Genomic DNA, 20918 nt, shown 5'->3' with positions numbered 1-20918 from the left:
GCATTTATGTGATAAAATTTAAAAAATAGTACATAAAGGGAGAAAAGCCTTTAATATTTTAAGTAATGCTGCTTGAGTACAGTATGATACTGATTCTCAAGTTGATTATTTAGATTGGTATTTTAAAATAGTCAGCAAAATATAGTCTGCTATGTTATACTATAGATACTTTAAAAGTGCCTAATTAAGTAAAATAGGAGTGAAATTATGAATATTTTAAAAGAACTTAAAACATTAATTGATACAGAAAACATTCGAGTAAGAGTAAAAAATATTACACCAACAACGAAGTTTGCTGAGAGTGGTATTGACTCTTTGGATTTAGTTAATTTAGCAATGGCCATTGAAAGTAAACATGGTATTACTATTGATGATGCAACGCTGTTGAGTTTAAAAGAAAAAAGTGTGCAAGATTTTATTGATGTAATTGAAAAACAAGTTGCTGCTAAAAATAAATAGTCGCTTTAGGAGCAAATTATGAATAAAAATTTTGAAAACATTACCCAAAGATTAAAAGATAAAGACTATCGTTTAACAGATATTCGTAAAGCAGTTATTAAAGTTTTAACAATAAAAGAACATGTGAGTATTAACGATATTATTAACTTCTTAAAAGAAGAAGGAAATGAAACTATTAATATTATGAGTATTTATAATACTATTGATTTATTAATAGAAGAACATATTATTCATGCTAATATTTTTGAAGGCAAGCAAATTATTTATGAATTATCAGAAAATGGTATTCATATTATTTGTAATTATTGTAATAGTATTATTCATGTTAACGAAAATCGTAAAAATCAACAAAATGCTCCGTTACACGTGACACACTTAGAAAAGTTGGCAACTGAAAACAATTTTTCTTTTTCACATTACAAGTTAGAAATACATGGTATTTGTCGAAATTGTCAATTAAAATCAAAAAAAATGAAATTTTAATTGCACTTAAAACATCTTTCACGTAAAATTGTACATGTACTAACTTAATTTAATTCTAGGGGTGTAGTTCAACGGTAGAACATCGGCCTTCAGATCCGAGTGTTGTGGGTTCGAATCCTGCCACCCCTGCCATATTATAAAAAAAATTCACAATTCGTGATTTTTTTTATTTTAATCCAATGTTGGTAAATTATTTTTTTCTAAATCAAACACAACAAAAGCAAAAGTTCCTATCCCTGTATGAGCACTGATAACATTAGCTAATGTTATTGTTTGAACATTTTCTATATGATAGCTATGAACATATTCTTCAATTTCTTTAACCATTTCTGGTTTTGCAAATGCATGAATAATATAAAATAAAGCAATTTTTTCTTTATTCTTAATTTTTAATATATCTTTAATGGTATTATTAACTGCTTTTTTTCATGTTCGTGTTTTATCATGTCTATCAATAGTACCATCAAAAGTTAAAATTGGTGTGATTTTAGTTAATTTAGCCAAAGCAGCAGCAGTCTTACTAATTCTGCCACCACGTTCTAAGTATTTTAAATCATAAGGTAAAATATATGCTAAGTAGTTGTCTCTAATTAATTTTAACGCTTCTAAAATAGTATTAACATCATTTTTTTCTACTAATGACATTTGATAAGCTTTTTTAACTAAAAGTCAGTTGATAATAGAAACCCCATTACTATCAAAAATAAAAACTTTATTTTTGAAATTAGGTTCTTTAGCTAACATAGTTGCTGTATTATATTGCCCTGACAGACCTTTTGATAAAGGAATAAAAATTAATTTATCAAACTTATTAAGCATTTCTTCTCAGATTTTAGCCATTTCACCAAGTGGTGTTTGTGAAGTTTTAGCAGATTGTTCTTTATCAACAATTCGTTCATAAAATTCTTTATCTGTTAAAATGCTAGGGTCATCATTAATGGTTGTGTTATCACTAAAATTAATTATTAGTGGACAAAAGCCAATTTCCATTTCTTTCAAATCTTTTAATGAAAAACCAGCAGAAGAGTCACTAATAATCCCAATTCTATTTTTCAATTTTATCACCCTAACTATTTTTTGGCTATTTATTTTTTATTTAAATGCTTTTTAGATAAATTATAGCATATATTTTTTGATAAAATATAATGTGTAGTAATAGAAAATATTATAAAAAGAGATAAAATACAATTATTTTTGCTAAATTTTTAAAAATTAAGTGTAAAATTAATTAGTAAAATAAAAAAAATGGATGTGACAAATATGAGTCAAAATATTATTTTTGCTTTTGAAATTATTGCTTTAATTATTGCCATGTTATTAGTAATTTTAGGGTTGCTACAAGGTAAAAAAAATCATAATGGTTTAGGTGCCTTAAGTGGTGGTAACCAAGAATTATTTGCTAGTACCAAAGAACGTGGATGAGCAAAATTATTTTCCATGGCTACGCTTGTTTTGGGAATATCACTTTTTGTAATAGTAATCATTATCAGAATTATTATTAATACTATTGGAGTTATAAACTAGAAAGTATTTTGTAAAAGGCACATTTTAATGTGCCTTTTTATAAATTTTAAAAGATATATTATAATTATTAATAGATTGATAGATATACAAAAAAGATGGGAATGATTTTATATGAAACAACAAATCATTAATGAACTGCAAAATAGTGTTGTTCCATTATCAACTATTGATTTAACAATGAAATTAAATGTTACCAATCATCAGCAACAACAACAATTGATTGCTGATTTAGAAGAATTAAAGAATAGTGAAATCATTTTCGAAAATAAAGAACAAGAGTTTTATATGACAAAACATAATAATTTATTTATTGGTAAAATTCAAATTACCCAAAAAGGTTTTGGTTTTGTTAAATTATTAAATAGCGAAGAAGAATATTATGTTAACATAGAAAACATTAACAATGCTTTAAATGGTGATGAAGTATTATGTGGTTTAATTAAAATTAATAATCAACGTGATGAAGCGACAGTTTTAAAAGTGATTAAACGTGACACTAATTTACTAGTAGGAACGATTGTTATTGATCCACAAACTAAAGTTAAATCACTAGTTATTCAAAATGCTAAAATGCAACAATATGAAGTTAATATTTTAAATAAAGACCAAGCGTTAGAAAACAATATTGTTGTTGCTAAAATTGAAAGTTTTGACCATAATATTTTCAATGTTACGATTGATCGTATTCTTGGAAATTTAAATGATCCTGGTGTTGATATTTTAGCAGTTATTTATGAAATTGGAATTAAAGCTCAATTTGATGTAGAAACTTTAGCTGTTATCGAAAAAATTCCCCAAACTGTCCAAGCTAGTGATAAGGTTGGCCGTATTGATTTAACAAAAGAATTATTAGTTACAATTGATGGTAAGGATGCCAAAGACTTTGATGATGCCATTTGTGTTACTAAGTTAAGCAACGGTAATTACCGCTTACTGGTTGCTATTGCCGATGTTAGTCATTACGTAACCGAAAATAGTCCAATTGATGAAGAAGCTTTTACACGTGGAACATCGGTCTATTTAGCAGACCGTGTTATTCCTATGTTGCCAACACAATTATCAAATGGAATTTGTTCTTTAAATGAGCAAGTTGAACGTTTATGTATGGTAGCTGATATGGAAATTGATAAACATGGATTACCTGTTAGCCATCGTATTTATCAGGCGTTTATGAAATCAACACGTCGAATGAACTATGATGAAGTTAATGATGCTTATAATGACAAAAATCCTGATTTTATTAAAACTCATCCGCAAATATGAACAATGCTGCAAGATGCCAAAGATTTATATCAAATTTTATGAAAATTCAAAGAAGCTGCGGGTGTTATTGACTTTGAAATTAATGAAGCAAAAACAATAATTGGTAAAAATGGTGAAGTAACTGACATTGTTTTAAGAACTCGTGATACTGCTGAAAAGTTAATTGAAAGTTTTATGATTAGAGCTAATGAAGTAGTTGCCCAAACTATACATGAAATGAAATTACCGTTTATTTATCGTGTCCATGAACACCCACGTGCACGCAAAATGCATCAAATGACTACGATTTTAAAATTAATGGGTCTCAAACTTAACCCTAAAATCGTTAATATTACTTCTAAAGATTTACAATTATTATTAAATTCCTTAAAACAATTACCGACATTCCAAATTTTATCAACGTTGTTATTAAGAAGCATGGAAAAAGCACAATATAGTAATAAATGTATTGGTCACTTTGGATTAGCAAGTCAATACTATACCCACTTTACTTCTCCAATTAGACGTTATCCAGATTTAATTGTTCATCGTTTATTACGTCAATATTTAGTTAAGAAACAAATTAATGGGAAAGTAATTGAAAAATATCAAAGCATTACTAACTGAGCCTCAGAACAGTCAAGTAACATGGAATTAAAAGCTTTAGAATGCGAACGTGCTGTTGATCAAATGAAAAAAGCTGAATACATGATGAAATTTATTGGTCAAAAATTCACAGGTATTATTTCCAGTGTTACTGGTTTTGGGTTATTTGTAGAATTACCTAATACTATTGAAGGTTTAATTAGAATTTCGGATATGAAAGATGATTATTATATTTTCAATGAAAAAGCTATGGTCTTATTTGGAGAACGAAAACGCAAACAATATGGTTTAGGACAAAGAGTAAAAATTATTGTCAAAGACGCCAATAAGATTGCACGTACGATTGATTTTCAATTAGAAGAAAGCAAGCAAGAAAATAGCAAAAGTAATAGTGTCCGTAATGGTGGAAAAGTTTACCAAGATTCCAAGTTTAAAAATAAAAATGGAAATAATAAAAAGACTGTTGCTAATAGCAATCAAATTGGTAAATTTGACCCACGAAATAAAAATGGAGTTAAGAAATGAAATCGCAAAAAGTAGAACAACAAAAAAGGTTAATCCAACAAAATAATATTAATATTGAATGTTACTATTATAACTATTTTAAATCTCCAGGTTTAAATAGTTATCCTCAACTATCATGAGTTAATGATGATTATAATTTAATTAAGCAACCAACAATTAGTGAAGAAGAATGTTTGCGTTTAGCAACCAACCTCTTCATTGTTGGTCAAAAATATAATCTATTTAATGGTGTTGATTATTTTATCATGATGCCAAAAAAACCAACATCAGTTAGTAGTTTGGAAGTTATTATAAATCAATTAGTAAAAATGATAAGCGATAAGTTAAATATTAAGATTGAATTTCTTGATAATATTTTTTATGTTGAAAATTATCGTAAGTTTTGACAAAATAAATTAAAAGTTAGTGAACGTCAAGCAGAAATTGCTAATAAGATTCATTTATTAGTAAAGTATGAAAATTACTTTACTAATAAATGAATTATTATCATTGATGATGTTGTTTCCTCAGGAACATCTATTGCCCAAGTCATTACAACATTATGGGATAATAATCATAATTTTAATGTTAAGGCTTTATGTTATGGGTCAGTTTATAATTGGCAGGAAATTTATTAATAGTTAAAAGTTAATATTGTTTTTTTTCTTGCGCTTTTTAGTTACTCCATACTCATCTACATAATATTCTTCTTCTTTGTTAATCTGATCTGATAAAAATTCAATTTCTCATTGCATTTTCATTTCATGGATAATTTTTAAAATGTACTGAGCAGTATCATTTTCTAAAGCAAAACTATAAATTTGAATTTCAGATTCATGAATGATGCTAGTTTTTGTAGCTATTTCAATTTTATTATTTTTTTCATCAATAATTATTTTGCAAACCTCAAGTTTTTTTTCAGTTAAAATTTTATAAATAATAAATTTATTATTATTTTTGTCAAATCCTAAATCACCTTTGAAAAATTGGTTATCATTTGAACATTTTCTACTTTTTGCATTTAGAGTAGTCGCCATTTTTTTGATTCCTTTCATTGACTTTAAAAAACTAATTAAAGAAAAGCAACCCATAAAACAAATATAAAATTTATTCCTAGGGTTGATTACAACGTATATTAATTTGTTTTTTTAATTCTTTTATAACAATTGTTAAACTAACAAATCTAACTGTTACTAGAAGTTTATTATAACACTTTAATTATAAAAAGCAAAAAAAATATCATTTAGGAATGTATTGCAGTATTTTTTTAGGATTGTTATATAATTTATCGGACTTCTCCCCACATGTACTTGTGGAGAGAAGTCCGATATTTAATTCCTTTCTTAATTTATGAATTTGATTATAATAGTAATTAAAAAGAAAATGTTGTAATAATATTTTTGACACTAATGTATAATTAATATAAGAAATAATAAATAAGGTGAATAATATGCCCGCACAAAGAAAATATTTAGGAAATTATGAGGTTACAATTAGTAATTATTTACGCACAAAAAATAAAATATTAACACCACAAGGATTAAATAATGCACTTGGAATTGATAGAAAATATATATTTGATTGCCGACGCAGAAGCAGTCCATGACAACGTAATTTTTTAAAAAGTTATGATAAAGCACGTAGTATTATTTCAACTCATATGTTAGAAAAAGCATTAGTAAAACCAGAAATAATTTATCAACATTGATTAAAATCTCATCCAAATGAATTTGATATTAATGAAGAAGATAATAAAACACAAAGTAATATAATTATTAATATTATTGAACCTAGAAAAATAGAAAATAATGACTAGAAACCTATAATAAATATAGGTTTTTTTCTTTATTTTAAAGGGTAAAAATGATATAATATATTAAAGTGAATATGTTAAATAACATATATTAAAGTGATGTATTAATATAATAAAAATTCATAAAGGGAGATTAAAGGTATGAGTAATTTTACTTTTGATGAAAAAGAGAATTATAGTTTAGATGATGTTAAAGGTTTACTAAAACAACATAGAAATGTAGTATATGCTGAAAGTAAAAAAGATATTGAACCTAAATTAAGTGAATATGAAACTAAATTAAAAGAATATGAAACAAAAATTAATAGTTTTGAAGAGCAACAATTATTTTCTAATATTAAAGATACTAAAAAAGTTAATTTAATTAAAAATTTAATGAGCACTGATAATTATAAATCTTTATCTAAACAAGAAGCATTTAATAAAATAAATGAAGATTATAAAGAATTTCTTATTGATAAAACATCAGAATCTATTAAACAAGAAAATAAACCTAATTCAAATGATTTTAATCCTAAAACTCTTTTAGATTTACATACAAATAGTATTAATCCAGAAGAATTAGAAAGAAAATTAAATGAAAAAGCTAAAACTACAGGTATTACTGACCCTAACGAATTAGAAAAACTTGTAAATTTAGCAAGAGGAACTGCACTTAAATCTATTAAATAGAAAGAGGAAAAAATGGCAATTCCAAAAATTCCAGAAGCATTTATTATTGGTGGTAATTCCCCTACTTAAAATGCTGTTTTAAGTGTACTTGAAGCACAAGTTCGTGGTGAATTAACTGCTGAATTAAGTACTTTATTTATGAGAAATACTGTTACTGCTGACCAAATAGCAAATATTAGTGGTGTAGCAATGGCAATATATAGAGCAACAGTACGGGTATTATGAGGCTCAACATGAGATGAATTTACAGGTACTAAAAGACAAAAAGGAACAGTTAAAACAACAACAATAATTATTGATAAAGAATTAACAATTGATTTTAATATTCCAGAATTTGATATTGAAAGATTTATGACTTCACCAGCAAATGTAGCAACTCAAATTGTTTCAAATTGAACAAGTTCATTTATGAGAAATTTAAGAGAAAATTTTGAATTAATATTTTTACAAGGTACAAAAGATTATGCAATTGCTAAATCATTAGTATTACCTTTAAATTTAAATAATATGACTAAAGAACAAGCATTAAATGCTTATTATATAATTGGAGAAAGAAATAATAAATTACGGCTTTTCTCCCTTTATGTACTATTTTTAAATTTTATCACATAAATGCTGAGAAAAGCCTATCTACGGACTTCTCCCCACATTTTTAAATTAAACATAGCATTACAGTTTCAAAACTAGGTATGTTATTGAATTTATATGCAGCTTCTTTTGCATATAAATGAATATGATGTTTTGCAACTTTGATATGTGTTTTAAATGTTCTTCGTATATGTTTTCGTACTGACTCAATTTGGTTGGTATTTACACCAGTTTTTGAAACATAGCCATCTTGATGGTTAACTGTTTCATGCTTAGTGAAAACCGATTTCAAATCGCGATATCCTTTTCAAGAATCAGTATGTACATCACACTTTGAAGAAATGTGGTTTATTGCAAACTGCAAAAGATTTTTACTGTTTGCGTTTTTCAATACTTTCACAATCAGATTGTTGGTTGTTTTTTCATAAATACCAACCATCAAGGTTTTGTTCAACAAGAATCTTCCTTGTTTTTTAAAACCCATATGTGAAAGATACATTTCATCCATTTGCACTATGCCCTCAACAATGAATTGAGGTTCTTGTTTAGCAATGGCACTTCGGATTTTATGACCCATTCTTCAAGCTGTTTTCAAGGTCACTCCCAATTCTTTTGCAACATCAGTTGATGGAATTCCATGTTTGGTGTTTATTCATCTAAAGATGAGATAAAACCAAGATATTAAAGGTGTTTGTGACTTTGAAAATATAGTGCCCGTGAGAATATTGAATGTTTGATGACATTTCAAACATCTCATTTTTCTTAAATTAGAAGTATTCAAATTAAAACTAGAACACCTAATACATTTGCTTTGTTTCAAACTTGCTATATATGCAAGACATTGTTTTTCAGTTTGAAAAGTATTATTGAACTCATTCAATTTCATTGTTTCCTCCACAAGTACATGTGGGGAGAAGTCCGTAAATTAATTAAAAAAGTAGATGATATTACAGTTAGTATTAATAAAGCAGATTTAACTGGTGCTTGTGGTATTGATAGTAGTTTTAATCTTGCAAAAGCATTTACATTATTAAATTATGGTCAAATTGCTGCAAATACTTTAGCCACTGGTAAAAGATATACAAATCAAATTATGGGTATGGAATTTTATGAAAGTTTTTATTTAGAACAAGATTTTATACATGATACTGTTTCTGGTATGCATTTAGAAAAAGATTATAAATTATTAGATTTATTTGGTGTAGTTTATAACAGATATATGTGAGGTATGCCTATTTCATTTACAAAAGTAAGAAATAAATTAGATAATGCAACAGATAATATTCGTATTATTGGAAAAGCATTATATGCATTACCAAGTGCAATTAGATCAGATTTAATGTATATTATTCAAGAAAAAATGCCAACAATTGATGAAATTAAAACAGCAAGAGCAAAAAATTATAAAATAGAACCAACTAATGTTAATGCTACTTATCAATCAACAGATTATGATAATATGAATATTTTAGATTTACAAAATATAATTTATTATAAAAATTTAGGAAAAATTACTATGGCTGGTGCAATACCTACTAATGATGAATTAGAAACTATAATAGTAAATATTGGTAATAATGGCTATGAAAAAGGTAAAGCAGAATTTAGTAATATTACATCAACAAGTGCTACTATGACTGGTAATAATAAAGAATATTATGGAACAGTAAAATTAGAATTTACTAAAAAATAATTATGGAATATATTTATAAATATTTTGATGAAAAAGCACATATTACTATTTATTCAGCCAAACCAGAAGATTTAACTACAAGTAATGATATAAGAACAATTTTATTAGATGAATATCCTAAATTAAGAAATGATTATTTTATAGTAAGTGATGTTCATGATAATTTTGCTATATGTGTTGGAGATAATATAAATTGTCAAGGAACAGTTAGAATTCAAGTTAAAAAACAAACTAATTTAAAGGATGTTAAAAATGCCACATGTTGAGAATACACAATCAAATAACTATACACTAACTAAATTAATGAGAACTGGTATAAGTCCAATTTCAGCAATGATTGGAACTAGTGCTTATTATGGTCAATTAATAGGTAATCCAATATTAGGTTCAATTAATAGTTTATTATTTGGTAAAAAATTAGGTTTAGATATTTGAAATTTAAATCAAAGACCTTCTGCTAAAACTAAACTAATTAATAGTTCTAAAAAAATATTATTAGGTTTAGGAATAATTGGGTTAGCAAATTATAGTAAATTTACTAACTCTTCTATTAATCCAAATCCAACTGAAAATCCAATAACTACAACAACAGTAGACCCATTTCCAGATAATGTATTATTAGTTAATAATGATAATCATTTAATGGATTGAGATACTTATATTTCATTAAATGCTTATGGTATTTCAAATCTTATGGCAGGAATTACTGAATTAATACCTAATAGATTTGAAACTATTCGTAAAGTAGCAAATATGGCAAATGGTGGATGTTTGATTTCAAGTGGTGTTGCAATGGGTATTAATAATGATTTTAATAATGCTTATGCAGTACCTACCATAGTTGCTGGTGCTTCTGAAATTATCCATAATTTACTACCTATTGAAACTACACATCATAACCAAGAAATGCAAGAAACACCATTTAATAATGAAACTGCAAGATTAATTAATGATAATAGATTTACTATTAATAGTGAAACATCTAGTCAATATGGTAGTGATAATATGAGTGAAGTACCATTAAATCATGATAATGCTTCATTAAATTGAGATTATAACCATATGAGTTTATAATGTTACCTTTAATTATTAGACTTATATACTCAGCATTAGCAAGTGATGATATTCGTGTATTAATTGTTAGTTTATTAAAAAATTATAGTAAAGATACAGGATTAAAAGCAGTTTTAGATAGTGAAAATGTTAGTGAAGAAGAACTTGACCAACCATATTCAACTTTTAATCCAAATATTGCTAAAAAATTATTATCTATATTAAAATCTAATGAATTAAATAAATTATTTGTTAATCCTGCTAAAAAAATTAATAATTTATTAAAAGATAATACTAAAGATTTAAATGATAAAGATATAGAAGAAACTAATAATAAAGATGAAAAAGGTTGAGTAGTATTATCTAGTTCATGATTAAAAAAAGGTAATTTTTATAAATCTAATAAATCATTAAAATTGGGTTTATTACAAGTATTAATACAAAGTGATACAAGTAAAAATAAACGTTGATATGGACCATATACTTATCCTAATGTAAGTGAAGAAACTTGAAACTTAATGAAAGTACAAAAAGGTAAAAATGGTAGTGGTGCTGGAACAATATTTTGAAGATATTTTTTAAGGAGTTTTTTACCATCACAGATACGTAAATATGTTAAGAAACAACTTAAAGAACAGAAAGGTATTAGTAAAGGTAAACAACGTTATAATGTGCTTAAATCAACGAATATTAATGTATAAAAACAACTGCATTTATTAATAGATTAGAACGTGGATTTTTTAAACTTAAAGAATTTAAAACTTTACCAAAAACTGAATTAGGTAGTAGAGCATGAATAGTAGAAAGAAAAGAATATTTAACTTTTCATAAAACTAATAATTTAAATAAAAATATTGGCATTTCTATTTATAAAAATAAAAGTAAATATAAAACATGAAAGTAGGTGGTAATTATTATTGAATTAGATAAACCAATTAAACCAATTGGTATATGAAATACTATTAATCCATTAAGTAAAGATAATAAAGAATATAAAAGATTAAATAAGATTTGATTTAATAAAAATAGTACTCATATTGATAAAATTAAAATTTTAATATCTAATATTTTAAAAATAACTAGTCATATTATTGGTATATTAATCACTGTTTTCTTTACTAGTACACCATGATTAATACCTAAAATAGATATATTAATGGGTATTGGATCATATTCTAATAATACTTTTTATTTTAGTTGACCAGACCATTTTGCATTAACTTTATTTCCGATGTTTAGTCATATAGGATTAAATCTTATTACTAAATTAGGTAATTATGGAAAATTAATTAAATATGGATTAATTACTATACCAATTATTATTACAAGTCCTTATTTAATTTATCAATATCAACAAATTAAAAAACATAAAAAAGAATGTAATTTATGTAAACAACATTCAAATAAAATTCAAATAGAAAAGGTGGAATAAATCATGAATTTAACAGTATATTTATTAAGTGGAATTATAGGAGGAGCAGTTACTAGTGGTATTATTATTGCTTTTGTATTATCTATTATTTCAAAAAAAATTAAAAAAAATAAACAAGATATAGTTGCTAAAGAACTTAAAATTAATAAATTAATTGAATATATTATTTTAAATACTAAACAATTAAATGATAAATTACAATTAACAGAAACTCCTATTGCACAAAAATTAGATGCTTTTGATGTTGATGAAAAAGATTTTGAAGATTTTATTATTGCTCAAAAAGCAAAACGTCAAGAATTAACAAAGAAAGATAAGAAAAAAGTAACTAAAATTAAAATTTAAAGGGTTTAAATACCCTTTATTTTTACATTAAGGAGTAAATTATGGCTATTAAAGACCCAATTTTATTTATAACAGTTGAAGAATTTAAAAATTCTAAATATTTTAATTAATTATTATTTGATAAAGTTACTACTCCAGATAATGAAATTTGATTTGCAATATCTGTAGCTAGTAGTAATATTGATTATTTAAGTGGTTTTACTATTAGTAAAAAATGACCAGAAATAACACCAACAGATTTTACAGATAATATTCAAACAGCAACTACTAATTATGTTAGATTTTTATTAACTAAAGATGTAGATTATTTACGTGGTCAAGGTTCAATTAGTCAAGGTGGATTAACTTATAGTGAAACTAATCCAGATGACCCTTATTTTATCCCACCAGAAGTATTTAATTATTTAAGAAAAATTAAATAATATCCAAATATTAAAGGTTTTGATTTAAAAGGAATAGAACCACAAAAAAATAATTATTTTAATAAATTTATTTCAAATTGTGGTGAAGATAGTCCTTTAAATGAATATATTCCTTATACTAATTTAGAATCATCAGATACTAGAACTAAAATCACTATTACTCATCCACAAAATAGATCAAGACCGGTTATTAATATTGATACTAGAGGTATTAATACCTCTACTACAGTACCTGAATTTAAAAGTCCAAAAGAAACTATTTATATTAAATATGATAAAGAAACTCACATAGTTAATAGTGATGTTAGTGATAAAGTAATTTATTTTGATGACCTTGATGATAGAAAAAATGCTATTGAAATTTTAAAACATACTTTAGTACCTAATTTTATATATAAATGAGTTGCTTATAAAAATTTTGATCCTTTTACATAAGATTACTCAAGTTATTTAAATGGAACTTTATTACCTAAAAAATATGCAGATGATAAATTACAAAATAAGTTAATTGCTGGTAATAATATAACTATTGATAAAGATAATAAAATTAGTGCTACTGGTGGTAGTTCAGTTGATGAAAATAGAATATTTAATAATAAAAATGATAAAGATAATACAACAAGATTAGTTAATGATGTTATAAATGTTGGAAATAGAACATTAATTTATAAAAATAAAAGTGGTCCTTCAGTAACAGATGATAATGATATTCCAAATAAAAAAGGCTTTTCTCAGCATTTATGTGATAAAATTTAAAAATAGTACATAAAGGGAGAAAAGCCTAAATTATTAATTAATAAAAATAATTTTGGTGGTGATTAATATGATAAATACAATGGAATATTTAAGTTGTGATAAATCAAAATGATATATTGATATACCAATGATTATTGCTCAAAAATCAACTAAATTATGATTAGGTAAAGGTTTTTTATTTAATTCAAGTAAAAAAGAAATATTAGATTATCTTAATGATATGAATTTAAAAGATAAATGATTAGAAAAATTTTATAAATTTGGTTTACAAAATAGTTTAATGGGTAAAGTATTTATTATGATTATAATTAATGAAGATAATAGTAAATCACTTAAAATATTACCTAATAGTTTTTGTGGTAGAGTTGCTAAATATAATGAACAAGAACAATCAGCAGAATTTTATTTCGTACTTCTCCCCACATGTACTTGTGGAGGAAACAATGAAATTGAATGAGTTCAAGAATACTTTTCAAACTGAAAAACAATGTCTTGCATATATAGCAAGTTTGAAACAAAGCAAATGTATTAGGTGTTCTAGTTTTAATTTGAATACTTCTAATTTAAGAAAAATGAGATGTTTGAAATGTCATCAAACATTCATTATTCTCACGGGCACTATATTTTCAAAGTCACAAACACCTTTAATATCTTGGTTTTATCTCATCTTTAGATGAATAAACACCAAACATGGAATTCCATCAACTGATGTTGCAAAAGAATTGGGAGTGACCTTGAAAACAGCTTGAAGAATGGGTCATAAAATCCGAAGTGCCATTGCTAAACAAGAACCTCAATTCATTGTTGAGGGCATAGTGCAAATGGATGAAATGTATCTTTCACATATGGGTTTTAAAAAACAAGGAAGATTCTTGTTGAACAAAACCTTGATTGTTGGTATTTATGAAAAAACAACCAACAATCTAATTGTGAAAGTATTGAAAAACGCAAACAGTAAAAATCTTTTGCAGTTTGCAATAAACCACATTTCTTCAAAGTGTGATGTACATACTGATTCTTGAAAAGGATATCGCGATTTGAAATCGGTTTTCACTAAGCATGAAACAGTTAACCATCAAGATGGCTATGTTTCAAAAACTGGTGTAAATACCAACCAAATTGAGTCAGTACGAAAACATATACGAAGAACATTTAAAACACATATCAAAGTTGCAAAACATCATATTCATTTATATGCAAAAGAAGCTGCATATAAATTCAATAACATACCTAGTTTTGAAACTGTAATGCTATGTTTAATTTAAAAATGTGGGGAGAAGTCCGTAGATAGGCTTTTCTCAGCATTTATGTGATAAAATTTAAAAATAGTACATAAAGGGAGAAAAGCCTTTTATTTTATTAATGAACAAGAAGATAGTGCTACTTTAACTTGAGTAACAATACAAAATGGAAAAGTTAAATATGAAACATATAAAGATAATAATAAAGATATTATTTTAGGTTCTACAAGAACTAAATTAAAACCAAATATAACACCATTAAATACTTATGAAATTAAAAATCCATTTAATTATATTCCTATTTTTGAAATAACTAATTTACCAATTATAAATTTATATGGTAATACAACTACTTTAAATGCATATCCAGATTGTACAGCAGTATGAGATTTAATATATGGTTTAAATCGTGTTATTAGACAAAAAAGATTAGAAAGAGAATTAAATGTTACTACTTTATTTGCTTCATTAGATAATGAAACAGCAAAAGAAATGCAAGAAAATGGTAATATTATTGAAAATCCTAAAAAAGATATGATAGTTAATGTTGGTAGTGCGGGTTATGATAAAAATGGTAATGGTGGTATGCAAATTATACAAGGTGACCCAAAATTTAGTGAATATTGACTTGATTATAATGGTACTGCTAAAGCCATATTTAATGGTGCAGGTTATGATTATGATGAACATGGTAATGATGTTTATACAAATAAAACACAAAGTATGTTTAATAATAAATTTGATATGGAAACAACAGAAATTAAAATAGCATTTTATAGTGCTTATTTTTATCGTATATTTGATTTACTTCTTATTAGTGAAAATTTATGAAATGGTATTGGTGAAAGACCTTATTCATTTAAATTTATACCTATAGCAATGACTGACCAACTTATGGCAGAAAATAAATTAGAAAATATTATTATAGAAAATAAAAAATTAAATAAAGAATTAGGAGATAATGAAAATGAGCAATCATCAACGAATTCAATTAATGAAACACGCACATCTACATCTAAAGAGACAACAAGCAATAATTAAACGTTTAAGTCATTGAAAAATATTTCCATTTATAATTAATAATGGAGCAATACCTTTAACTGAAACTGGTTATAAACCTATAAATAGTAAAATTAGTGATTTTGGTCAATATGAATTAATACTTTCTGGTAATACTCCAGTTGTATGTATTTGAAAAAAAGTACTAATATATATCAAAAAAATAAAGGTATAACATACCCAGTAACACATAAAACAACAGGCCAAGATGAATTTTATACTAAACAATATAAAATTGGTGATTATTGAAATGCTTATTTAATTGATGATACAAGTGGTGTAGATTTTGGTGGTTTAGCTAATAATATTTTATTTAAAACAATTTCTACTACAAGACAATATACATTAGTTATGTTTGAAGAACAAATTACAGTAGATGATTATTTACAATTTTTTTGTGTATTTAATGATAAAAATGAAAATATTGGTGGTAATACTGGTAAAAATCAAGATAGATAATTATTATATATTTCAAATGTAACTAATTATTATATTTCTTATAATGGTGAATTTAGTATGCAAGTATTAACTTTTAGTTCAGTTAATGATAGAGCAGTAGCAAGTGGTCAAAATACACTTGATTATGTACAATATGCAAGCCCAGGTAGTGGTTATGCTTTCCCTACTATTCAAGAAGGAGAAGTAACGTTAAATCGTACTTTAATGCGTGATATTGGAGTAAGATATAGTCATAGACAATCTTATGGTTTAGAATTATTATCAAGTTGTTATTATTATGGTAGACCTATAATACAAGGTCAAGCACCAATACAACAAGAAAATAAAGAAATATTTGAACAAAAAGTATTTGCTTCAAGAAGATTATTTATTGCTGGTAATAATGACCATTCAATTACATCAATTAAAAATAATGGTGGTTTACTTGCTGGTATAAATGATAAAATAACTACTAATAGTCATCCAGAAACAACATTTTATAATTTAATGGATGCAAAACCTACTGGTTATCTTAATTTTAAAAATTGAAAAGAATGATTATCAACTAGTTTAAATTTACAAGCAAATTTATTTGTTACAAAAGATTTTAAAGGTATGTTAGCATTTGATAAAACAAAAGCAACTAATAGTAATGGTAGTGCAATTGGAGAAGCTAAATTCTTTTGAGATAGTGAATGAAATATTAATAATATCTCTGGTAGCTATAATGTTGATATGTCTAGTAATTTTAAATATAAAGACCCAGATACTAATTTAATAATTGGTTCACCAACTGTAGATTATTCAAAAATAAGTCAAAAATATATGAGTGCTATATTAAATTTTAACGAACTTCTCCCCACATGTACTTGTGGAGGAAACAATGAAATTGAATGAGTTCAATAATACTTTTCAAACTGAAAAACAATGTCTTGCATATATAGCAAGTTTGAAACAAAGCAAATGTATTAGGTGTTCTAGTTTTAATTTGAATACTTCTAATTTAAGAAAAATGAGATGTTTGAAATGTCATCAAACATTCAGTATTCTCACGGGCACTATATTTTCAAAGTCACAAACACCTTTAATATCTTGGTTTTATCTCATCTTTAGATGAATAAACACCAAACATGGAATTCCATCAACTGATGTTGCAAAAGAATTGGGAGTGACCTTGAAAACAGCTTTAAGAATGGGTCATAAAATCCGAAGTGCCATTGCTAAACAAGAACCTCAATTCATTGTTGAGGGCATAGTGCAAATGGATGAAATGTATCTTTCACATATGGGTTTAAAAAACAAGGAAGATCCTTGTTGAACAAAACCTTGATTGTTGGTATTTATGAAAAAACAACCAACAATCTGATTGTGAAAGTATTGAAAAACGCAAACAGTAAAAATCTTTTGCAGTTTGCAATAAACCACATTTCTTCAAAGTGTGATGTACATACTGATTCTTGAAAAGGATATCGCGATTTGAAATCGGTTTTCACTAAGCATGAAACAGTTAACCATCAAGATGGCTATGTTTCAAAAACTGGTGTAAATACCAACCAAATTGAGTCAGTATGAAAACATATACGAAGAACATTAAAAAACATATCAAAGTTGCAAAACATCATATTCATTTATATGCAAAAGAAGCTGCATATAAATTCAATAACATACCTAGTTTTGAAACTGTAATGCTATGTTAATTTAAAAATGTGGGGAGAAGTCCGTAGATAGGCTTTTCTCAGCATTTATGTGATAAAATTTAAAAATAGTACATAAAGGGAGAAAAGCCTTATAAAAAATAAAAAAAGAAATATTGGTGATACTTTTGAAAATTATTTCAAAAAATAAAAAAGCATATTTTAATTATGAATTACTGGAAAAAATAGAAGCAGGAATGGTTTTAACTGGTGCTGAAATTAAATCTATTCGATTAGGTGAAGTATCATTACAAGATAGTTATGTTACGTTCAGTAATAACGAAGCATATATTGTTAATATGAATGTTGCTACTTATAAATTTAGTAGTATTTTTGTTGTAGAACCTTTAAGAAAAAGAAAATTACTTTTGAATGCTCGTGAGATTAAAAGATTGCAACAAGAACAAAAACTAAAAAATTTAACTGTTATTCCCATTATGGTATATTTAAATAGTGCCGGACGTGCTAAATTAGAAATTGCTTTGGGACGTGGTAAAAAATTTCATGATAAGCGTGATGTGATTAAAAACCGTGAAGCACAGAGGGAAACTAAATACAAAAAAATGTAATTTAGGGAATGAAGTTTATGACATCAATAGTATCGTATGCTATTATTATTGCTACATTGAGTATTTTATATAGTATTTTTCTTTTTAAATATAAAATTAAAAAAAGACAACTATTATTTATTGTTTATTATTTTTGTTTTTTTATGATGGTAAATGTTTTTCAATATATTTGCACTATTAATGATATCATTATCAAACAAGTGTTTTCTATTATTTTAGGAGTTATAATTTCATTCATACTTATAGTAGTGGCAATTCCAGCTACGCTTATTACTGGTAATTTAAGGAAACGCAAACTTTATATTTGATGGTCTCATTTTTGAATGTTTTTAAGTGCTATTTGTTTTTTAATTATGCCTAGTGTTGAAACTTTAATTTTTCTCAATGTAGCAATAGGTATGTCGCTTGGTTCATTAAGTGTTCATGAGTTAATGTTTAATGAACAATACTTTTCAAAGTCATATTCTTTTTTAACTTTTACTATGTTAAGCATTCCTCCTTTGCTAGCTAGTTTGTTAGTTAATGGTATTATTGGAACAGTTGTAATAGATATTAATAATAATTTTAAACGAAATATAATATTTGGTTTGGGTATTGGTTTTTTATTTCTTTCGTTAATTTTAAGTTTTTTATTAAAAGAAAAATCAAGAAATATGGGGATGCATAATTTATTTGTGTTAAAAGAAATAAAACCATTTCAAATTAAAAAAATTGTTATTTTAATTGTTATTGGTTTATCAATTTATATTGTTTATTATTTATTGAATAATCATTATTTTACGGACTTCTCCCCACATGTACTTGTGGAGGAAACAATGAAATTAAATGAGTTCAATAATACTTTTCAAACTGAAAAACAATGTCTTGCATATATAGCAAGTTTGAAACAAAGCAAATGTACAAGGTGTTTTAGTTTTAATTTGAATACTTCTAATTTAAGAAAAATGAGATGTTTGAAATGTCATCAAACATTCAGTATTCTCACGGGCACTATATTTTCAAAGTCACAAACACCTTTAATATCTTGGTTTTATCTCATCTTTAGATGAATAAACACCAAACATGGAATTCCATCAACTGATGTTGCAAAAGAATTGGGAGTGACCTTGAAAACAGCTTGAAGAATGGGTCATAAAATCCGAAGTGCCATTGCTAAATAAGAACCTCAATTCATTGTTGAGGGCATAGTGCAAATGGATGAAATGTATCTTTCACATATGGGTTTAAAAAACAAGGAAGATCCTTGTTGAACAAAACCTTGATTGTTGGTATTTATGAAAAAACAACCAACAATCTGATTGTGAAAGTATTGAAAAACGCAAACAGTAAAAATCTTTTGCAGTTTGCAATAAACCACATTTCTTCAAAGTGTGATGTACATACTGATTCTTGAAAAGGATATCGCGATTTGAAATCGGTTTTCACTAAGCATGAAACAGTTAACCATCAAGATGGCTATGTTTCAAAAACTGGTGTAAATACCAACCAAATTGAGTCAGTATGAAAACATATACGAAGAACATTTAAAACACATATCAAAGTTGCAAAACATCATATTCATTTATATGCAAAAGAAGCTGCATATAAATTCAATAACATACCTAGTTTTGAAACTGTAATGCTATGTTTAATTTAAAAATGTGGGGAGAAGTCCGTTAAAAAATTATTAAAGGATTATTAACATATAAAATAACACTTAAAATATAATTTTATATTATGTAAACATCTTGATTTATTTCCAAAATATAGTACAATACTAATGGGGATGTTCTGGTTTCGACAGGAGTTAGCAGCCTATTGTGGCAGTGGTCTGGTAGACCATAATACTACGAGGTTTCATAACCGGAAAACAAACTAAAACTGTAGTACCTGCAGATATTAAAGCTAAGTTAAATGAATTTAACTTCAACTTTAATTCAGTAGGAAACCAAGCTGTTTTACCAGCTTAATTACTTTAACTAGTAAATACTACCGTTAGTAATGGTAAGCTTATCACCATTACTAACGTATCATATGATAAGCTAGGGAAAATGATGTTAATAAGTTTTCTTGAATTTTTATTGACTAACTATTTCTAAGTTCGTGTAATTTATTATTAATAGTGAATTTCTAAATTATACTAAACTGTAGATACAGTTGGTCAGTTGACTTTTGGACGCGGGTTCAATTCCCGCCATCTCCACCATTATCTTAAAATGCACACGAAGTGCTTTTTTTATCAAAAAATTTAGTTTTTAATCCATTATTTATAATTATATTTCAAAACAAGTTGCAAATATAATTTAGTCTTGGTAATATTGAAAAGTCGTTAAATTTAATTGTATC

General features: G+C 25.8%; 28 protein-coding genes, 1 tRNA gene and 1 other RNA gene. 27 read left to right on the top strand and 3 right to left on the bottom strand.

Annotation, left to right across the window (positions count from 1 at the left end; genetic code table 4):
- The first annotated feature begins 207 nt into the window (after positions 1–207).
- The 3 genes from ACFEL4_RS08385 to ACFEL4_RS08375 all read left to right on the top strand — a co-directional run bounded on the left by ACFEL4_RS08385 (position 208) and on the right by ACFEL4_RS08375 (position 1074).
- Complete coding sequence (locus ACFEL4_RS08385; RefSeq protein WP_308150193.1) at positions 208–459, top strand: acyl carrier protein; 252 nt, start codon at positions 208–210, stop codon at positions 457–459.
- 18 nt (positions 460–477) lie between these two features.
- Entirely contained in the window at positions 478–942 is a 465-nt protein-coding gene (locus ACFEL4_RS08380) for a Fur family transcriptional regulator (protein ID WP_375317382.1), read from the top strand.
- Between the two features lie 57 nt (positions 943–999).
- Positions 1000–1074: transfer RNA gene (locus ACFEL4_RS08375), tRNA-Trp, on the top strand.
- A 39-nt stretch (positions 1075–1113) separates the two neighbouring features.
- Here the strand turns inward: ACFEL4_RS08375 and ACFEL4_RS08370 are convergent.
- Positions 1114–1998, bottom strand: coding sequence for a DegV family protein (locus tag ACFEL4_RS08370; protein WP_375317381.1), 885 nt, complete (start codon positions 1996–1998; stop codon positions 1114–1116).
- 204 nt (positions 1999–2202) lie between these two features.
- Here ACFEL4_RS08370 and secG point away from each other — a divergent pair, with 204 nt between their 5' ends.
- From secG to ACFEL4_RS08355, 3 genes are all read left to right on the top strand, one after another.
- Positions 2203–2466: a preprotein translocase subunit SecG gene (secG, locus tag ACFEL4_RS08365; RefSeq protein WP_375317380.1), complete on the top strand. Its 264-nt coding sequence runs from the start codon at positions 2203–2205 to the stop codon at positions 2464–2466.
- Between the two features lie 111 nt (positions 2467–2577).
- Positions 2578–4854 carry a ribonuclease R gene (rnr, locus tag ACFEL4_RS08360; protein ID WP_375317379.1) on the top strand — a complete coding sequence of 759 codons (2277 nt, stop codon included), beginning with the start codon at positions 2578–2580 and terminating at the stop codon, positions 4852–4854.
- Entirely contained in the window at positions 4836–5456 is a 621-nt protein-coding gene (locus ACFEL4_RS08355) for a phosphoribosyltransferase (protein ID WP_375317378.1), read from the top strand. The genes rnr and ACFEL4_RS08355 overlap by 19 nt, the downstream gene beginning before the upstream one ends.
- Before the next feature lie 3 nt (positions 5457–5459).
- On the opposite strand, the gene ACFEL4_RS08350 is transcribed toward ACFEL4_RS08355, so the two are convergent.
- The gene (locus tag ACFEL4_RS08350; RefSeq protein WP_375317377.1) at positions 5460–5873 is read right to left on the bottom strand and encodes a hypothetical protein; all 414 of its coding nucleotides are present in this window, start codon (positions 5871–5873) and stop codon (positions 5460–5462) included.
- 395 nt (positions 5874–6268) lie between these two features.
- Between ACFEL4_RS08350 and ACFEL4_RS08345 the strand changes: the two genes are divergently transcribed.
- The 3 genes from ACFEL4_RS08345 (at position 6269) to ACFEL4_RS08335 (ending at position 7915) form a co-directional block, all read left to right on the top strand.
- The gene (locus ACFEL4_RS08345) at positions 6269–6634 is read left to right on the top strand and encodes a hypothetical protein (RefSeq protein ID WP_375317376.1); all 366 of its coding nucleotides are present in this window, start codon (positions 6269–6271) and stop codon (positions 6632–6634) included.
- Positions 6635–6772: 138 nt separating this feature from the next.
- Complete coding sequence (locus tag ACFEL4_RS08340; protein ID WP_375317375.1) at positions 6773–7303, top strand: hypothetical protein; 531 nt, start codon at positions 6773–6775, stop codon at positions 7301–7303.
- A gap of 138 nt (positions 7304–7441) precedes the next feature.
- The gene (locus ACFEL4_RS08335) at positions 7442–7915 is read left to right on the top strand and encodes a hypothetical protein (protein ID WP_375317374.1); all 474 of its coding nucleotides are present in this window, start codon (positions 7442–7444) and stop codon (positions 7913–7915) included.
- A gap of 40 nt (positions 7916–7955) precedes the next feature.
- Here the strand turns inward: ACFEL4_RS08335 and ACFEL4_RS08330 are convergent, their stop codons facing one another.
- On the bottom strand, positions 7956–8777 hold the full coding sequence (locus ACFEL4_RS08330; RefSeq protein WP_375317373.1) for an IS1595 family transposase: 822 nt from the start codon (positions 8775–8777) through the stop codon (positions 7956–7958).
- 18 nt (positions 8778–8795) lie between these two features.
- Between ACFEL4_RS08330 and ACFEL4_RS08325 the strand changes: the two genes are divergently transcribed.
- The 18 genes from ACFEL4_RS08325 (at position 8796) to ssrA (ending at position 20778) form a co-directional block, all read left to right on the top strand.
- Positions 8796–9584 (top strand): hypothetical protein, encoded by a 789-nt coding sequence (locus ACFEL4_RS08325; RefSeq protein ID WP_375317372.1) that lies wholly within the window; start codon positions 8796–8798, stop codon positions 9582–9584.
- 2 nt (positions 9585–9586) lie between these two features.
- A complete protein-coding gene (locus ACFEL4_RS08320) occupies positions 9587–9868 on the top strand; it encodes a hypothetical protein (protein WP_375317299.1) in 282 nt (93 codons plus the stop codon).
- Positions 9837–10658 (top strand): hypothetical protein, encoded by an 822-nt coding sequence (locus ACFEL4_RS08315; protein ID WP_375317371.1) that lies wholly within the window; start codon positions 9837–9839, stop codon positions 10656–10658. Before ACFEL4_RS08320 ends, ACFEL4_RS08315 begins: the two co-directional genes overlap by 32 nt.
- Positions 10658–11338 carry a hypothetical protein gene (locus ACFEL4_RS08310; protein WP_375317370.1) on the top strand — a complete coding sequence of 227 codons (681 nt, stop codon included), beginning with the start codon at positions 10658–10660 and terminating at the stop codon, positions 11336–11338. The genes ACFEL4_RS08315 and ACFEL4_RS08310 overlap by 1 nt, the downstream gene beginning before the upstream one ends.
- A gap of 203 nt (positions 11339–11541) precedes the next feature.
- A complete protein-coding gene (locus ACFEL4_RS08305; protein ID WP_375317369.1) occupies positions 11542–12069 on the top strand; it encodes a hypothetical protein in 528 nt (175 codons plus the stop codon).
- A gap of 3 nt (positions 12070–12072) precedes the next feature.
- Positions 12073–12414 (top strand): hypothetical protein, encoded by a 342-nt coding sequence (locus tag ACFEL4_RS08300; RefSeq protein WP_375317368.1) that lies wholly within the window; start codon positions 12073–12075, stop codon positions 12412–12414.
- Positions 12415–13659: 1245 nt separating this feature from the next.
- Positions 13660–14124, top strand: coding sequence for a hypothetical protein (locus tag ACFEL4_RS08295; RefSeq protein ID WP_375317367.1), 465 nt, complete (start codon positions 13660–13662; stop codon positions 14122–14124).
- A complete protein-coding gene (locus ACFEL4_RS08290) occupies positions 14036–14857 on the top strand; it encodes an IS1595 family transposase (RefSeq protein WP_375317366.1) in 822 nt (273 codons plus the stop codon). Before ACFEL4_RS08295 ends, ACFEL4_RS08290 begins: the two co-directional genes overlap by 89 nt.
- A gap of 468 nt (positions 14858–15325) precedes the next feature.
- Entirely contained in the window at positions 15326–15874 is a 549-nt protein-coding gene (locus tag ACFEL4_RS08285) for a hypothetical protein (protein WP_375317365.1), read from the top strand.
- Complete coding sequence (locus ACFEL4_RS08280) at positions 15828–16067, top strand: hypothetical protein (protein ID WP_375317364.1); 240 nt, start codon at positions 15828–15830, stop codon at positions 16065–16067. The genes ACFEL4_RS08285 and ACFEL4_RS08280 overlap by 47 nt, the downstream gene beginning before the upstream one ends.
- Positions 16019–16351, top strand: coding sequence for a hypothetical protein (locus ACFEL4_RS08275; protein ID WP_375317363.1), 333 nt, complete (start codon positions 16019–16021; stop codon positions 16349–16351). Before ACFEL4_RS08280 ends, ACFEL4_RS08275 begins: the two co-directional genes overlap by 49 nt.
- A 57-nt stretch (positions 16352–16408) precedes the next feature.
- Complete coding sequence (locus ACFEL4_RS08270) at positions 16409–17236, top strand: hypothetical protein (protein WP_375317362.1); 828 nt, start codon at positions 16409–16411, stop codon at positions 17234–17236.
- Positions 17214–17750 (top strand): hypothetical protein, encoded by a 537-nt coding sequence (locus tag ACFEL4_RS08265; RefSeq protein WP_375317361.1) that lies wholly within the window; start codon positions 17214–17216, stop codon positions 17748–17750. The genes ACFEL4_RS08270 and ACFEL4_RS08265 overlap by 23 nt, the downstream gene beginning before the upstream one ends.
- Positions 17645–18016, top strand: a complete 372-nt coding sequence (locus ACFEL4_RS08260) for a transposase (protein ID WP_375317360.1) — start codon at positions 17645–17647, stop codon at positions 18014–18016. The genes ACFEL4_RS08265 and ACFEL4_RS08260 overlap by 106 nt, the downstream gene beginning before the upstream one ends.
- 136 nt (positions 18017–18152) lie before the next feature.
- On the top strand, positions 18153–18593 hold the full coding sequence (gene smpB, locus ACFEL4_RS08255) for an SsrA-binding protein (RefSeq protein WP_375317359.1): 441 nt from the start codon (positions 18153–18155) through the stop codon (positions 18591–18593).
- Positions 18594–18991: 398 nt separating this feature from the next.
- A complete protein-coding gene (locus tag ACFEL4_RS08250; protein ID WP_375317358.1) occupies positions 18992–19753 on the top strand; it encodes a hypothetical protein in 762 nt (253 codons plus the stop codon).
- A gap of 86 nt (positions 19754–19839) precedes the next feature.
- Complete coding sequence (locus ACFEL4_RS08245) at positions 19840–20229, top strand: IS1595 family transposase (protein ID WP_375316929.1); 390 nt, start codon at positions 19840–19842, stop codon at positions 20227–20229.
- Positions 20230–20354: 125 nt separating this feature from the next.
- Positions 20355–20778, top strand: a transfer-messenger RNA (tmRNA) gene (gene ssrA / locus ACFEL4_RS08240).
- The last annotated feature ends 140 nt before the right edge of the window (positions 20779–20918 follow it).

This window comes from Spiroplasma endosymbiont of Virgichneumon dumeticola (assembly GCF_964264745.1).
Lineage (GTDB): Bacteria > Bacillota_I > Bacilli_A > Mycoplasmatales > VBWQ01 > Spiroplasma_E.
This window is presented reverse-complemented; position numbering and strand designations above follow the sequence as displayed.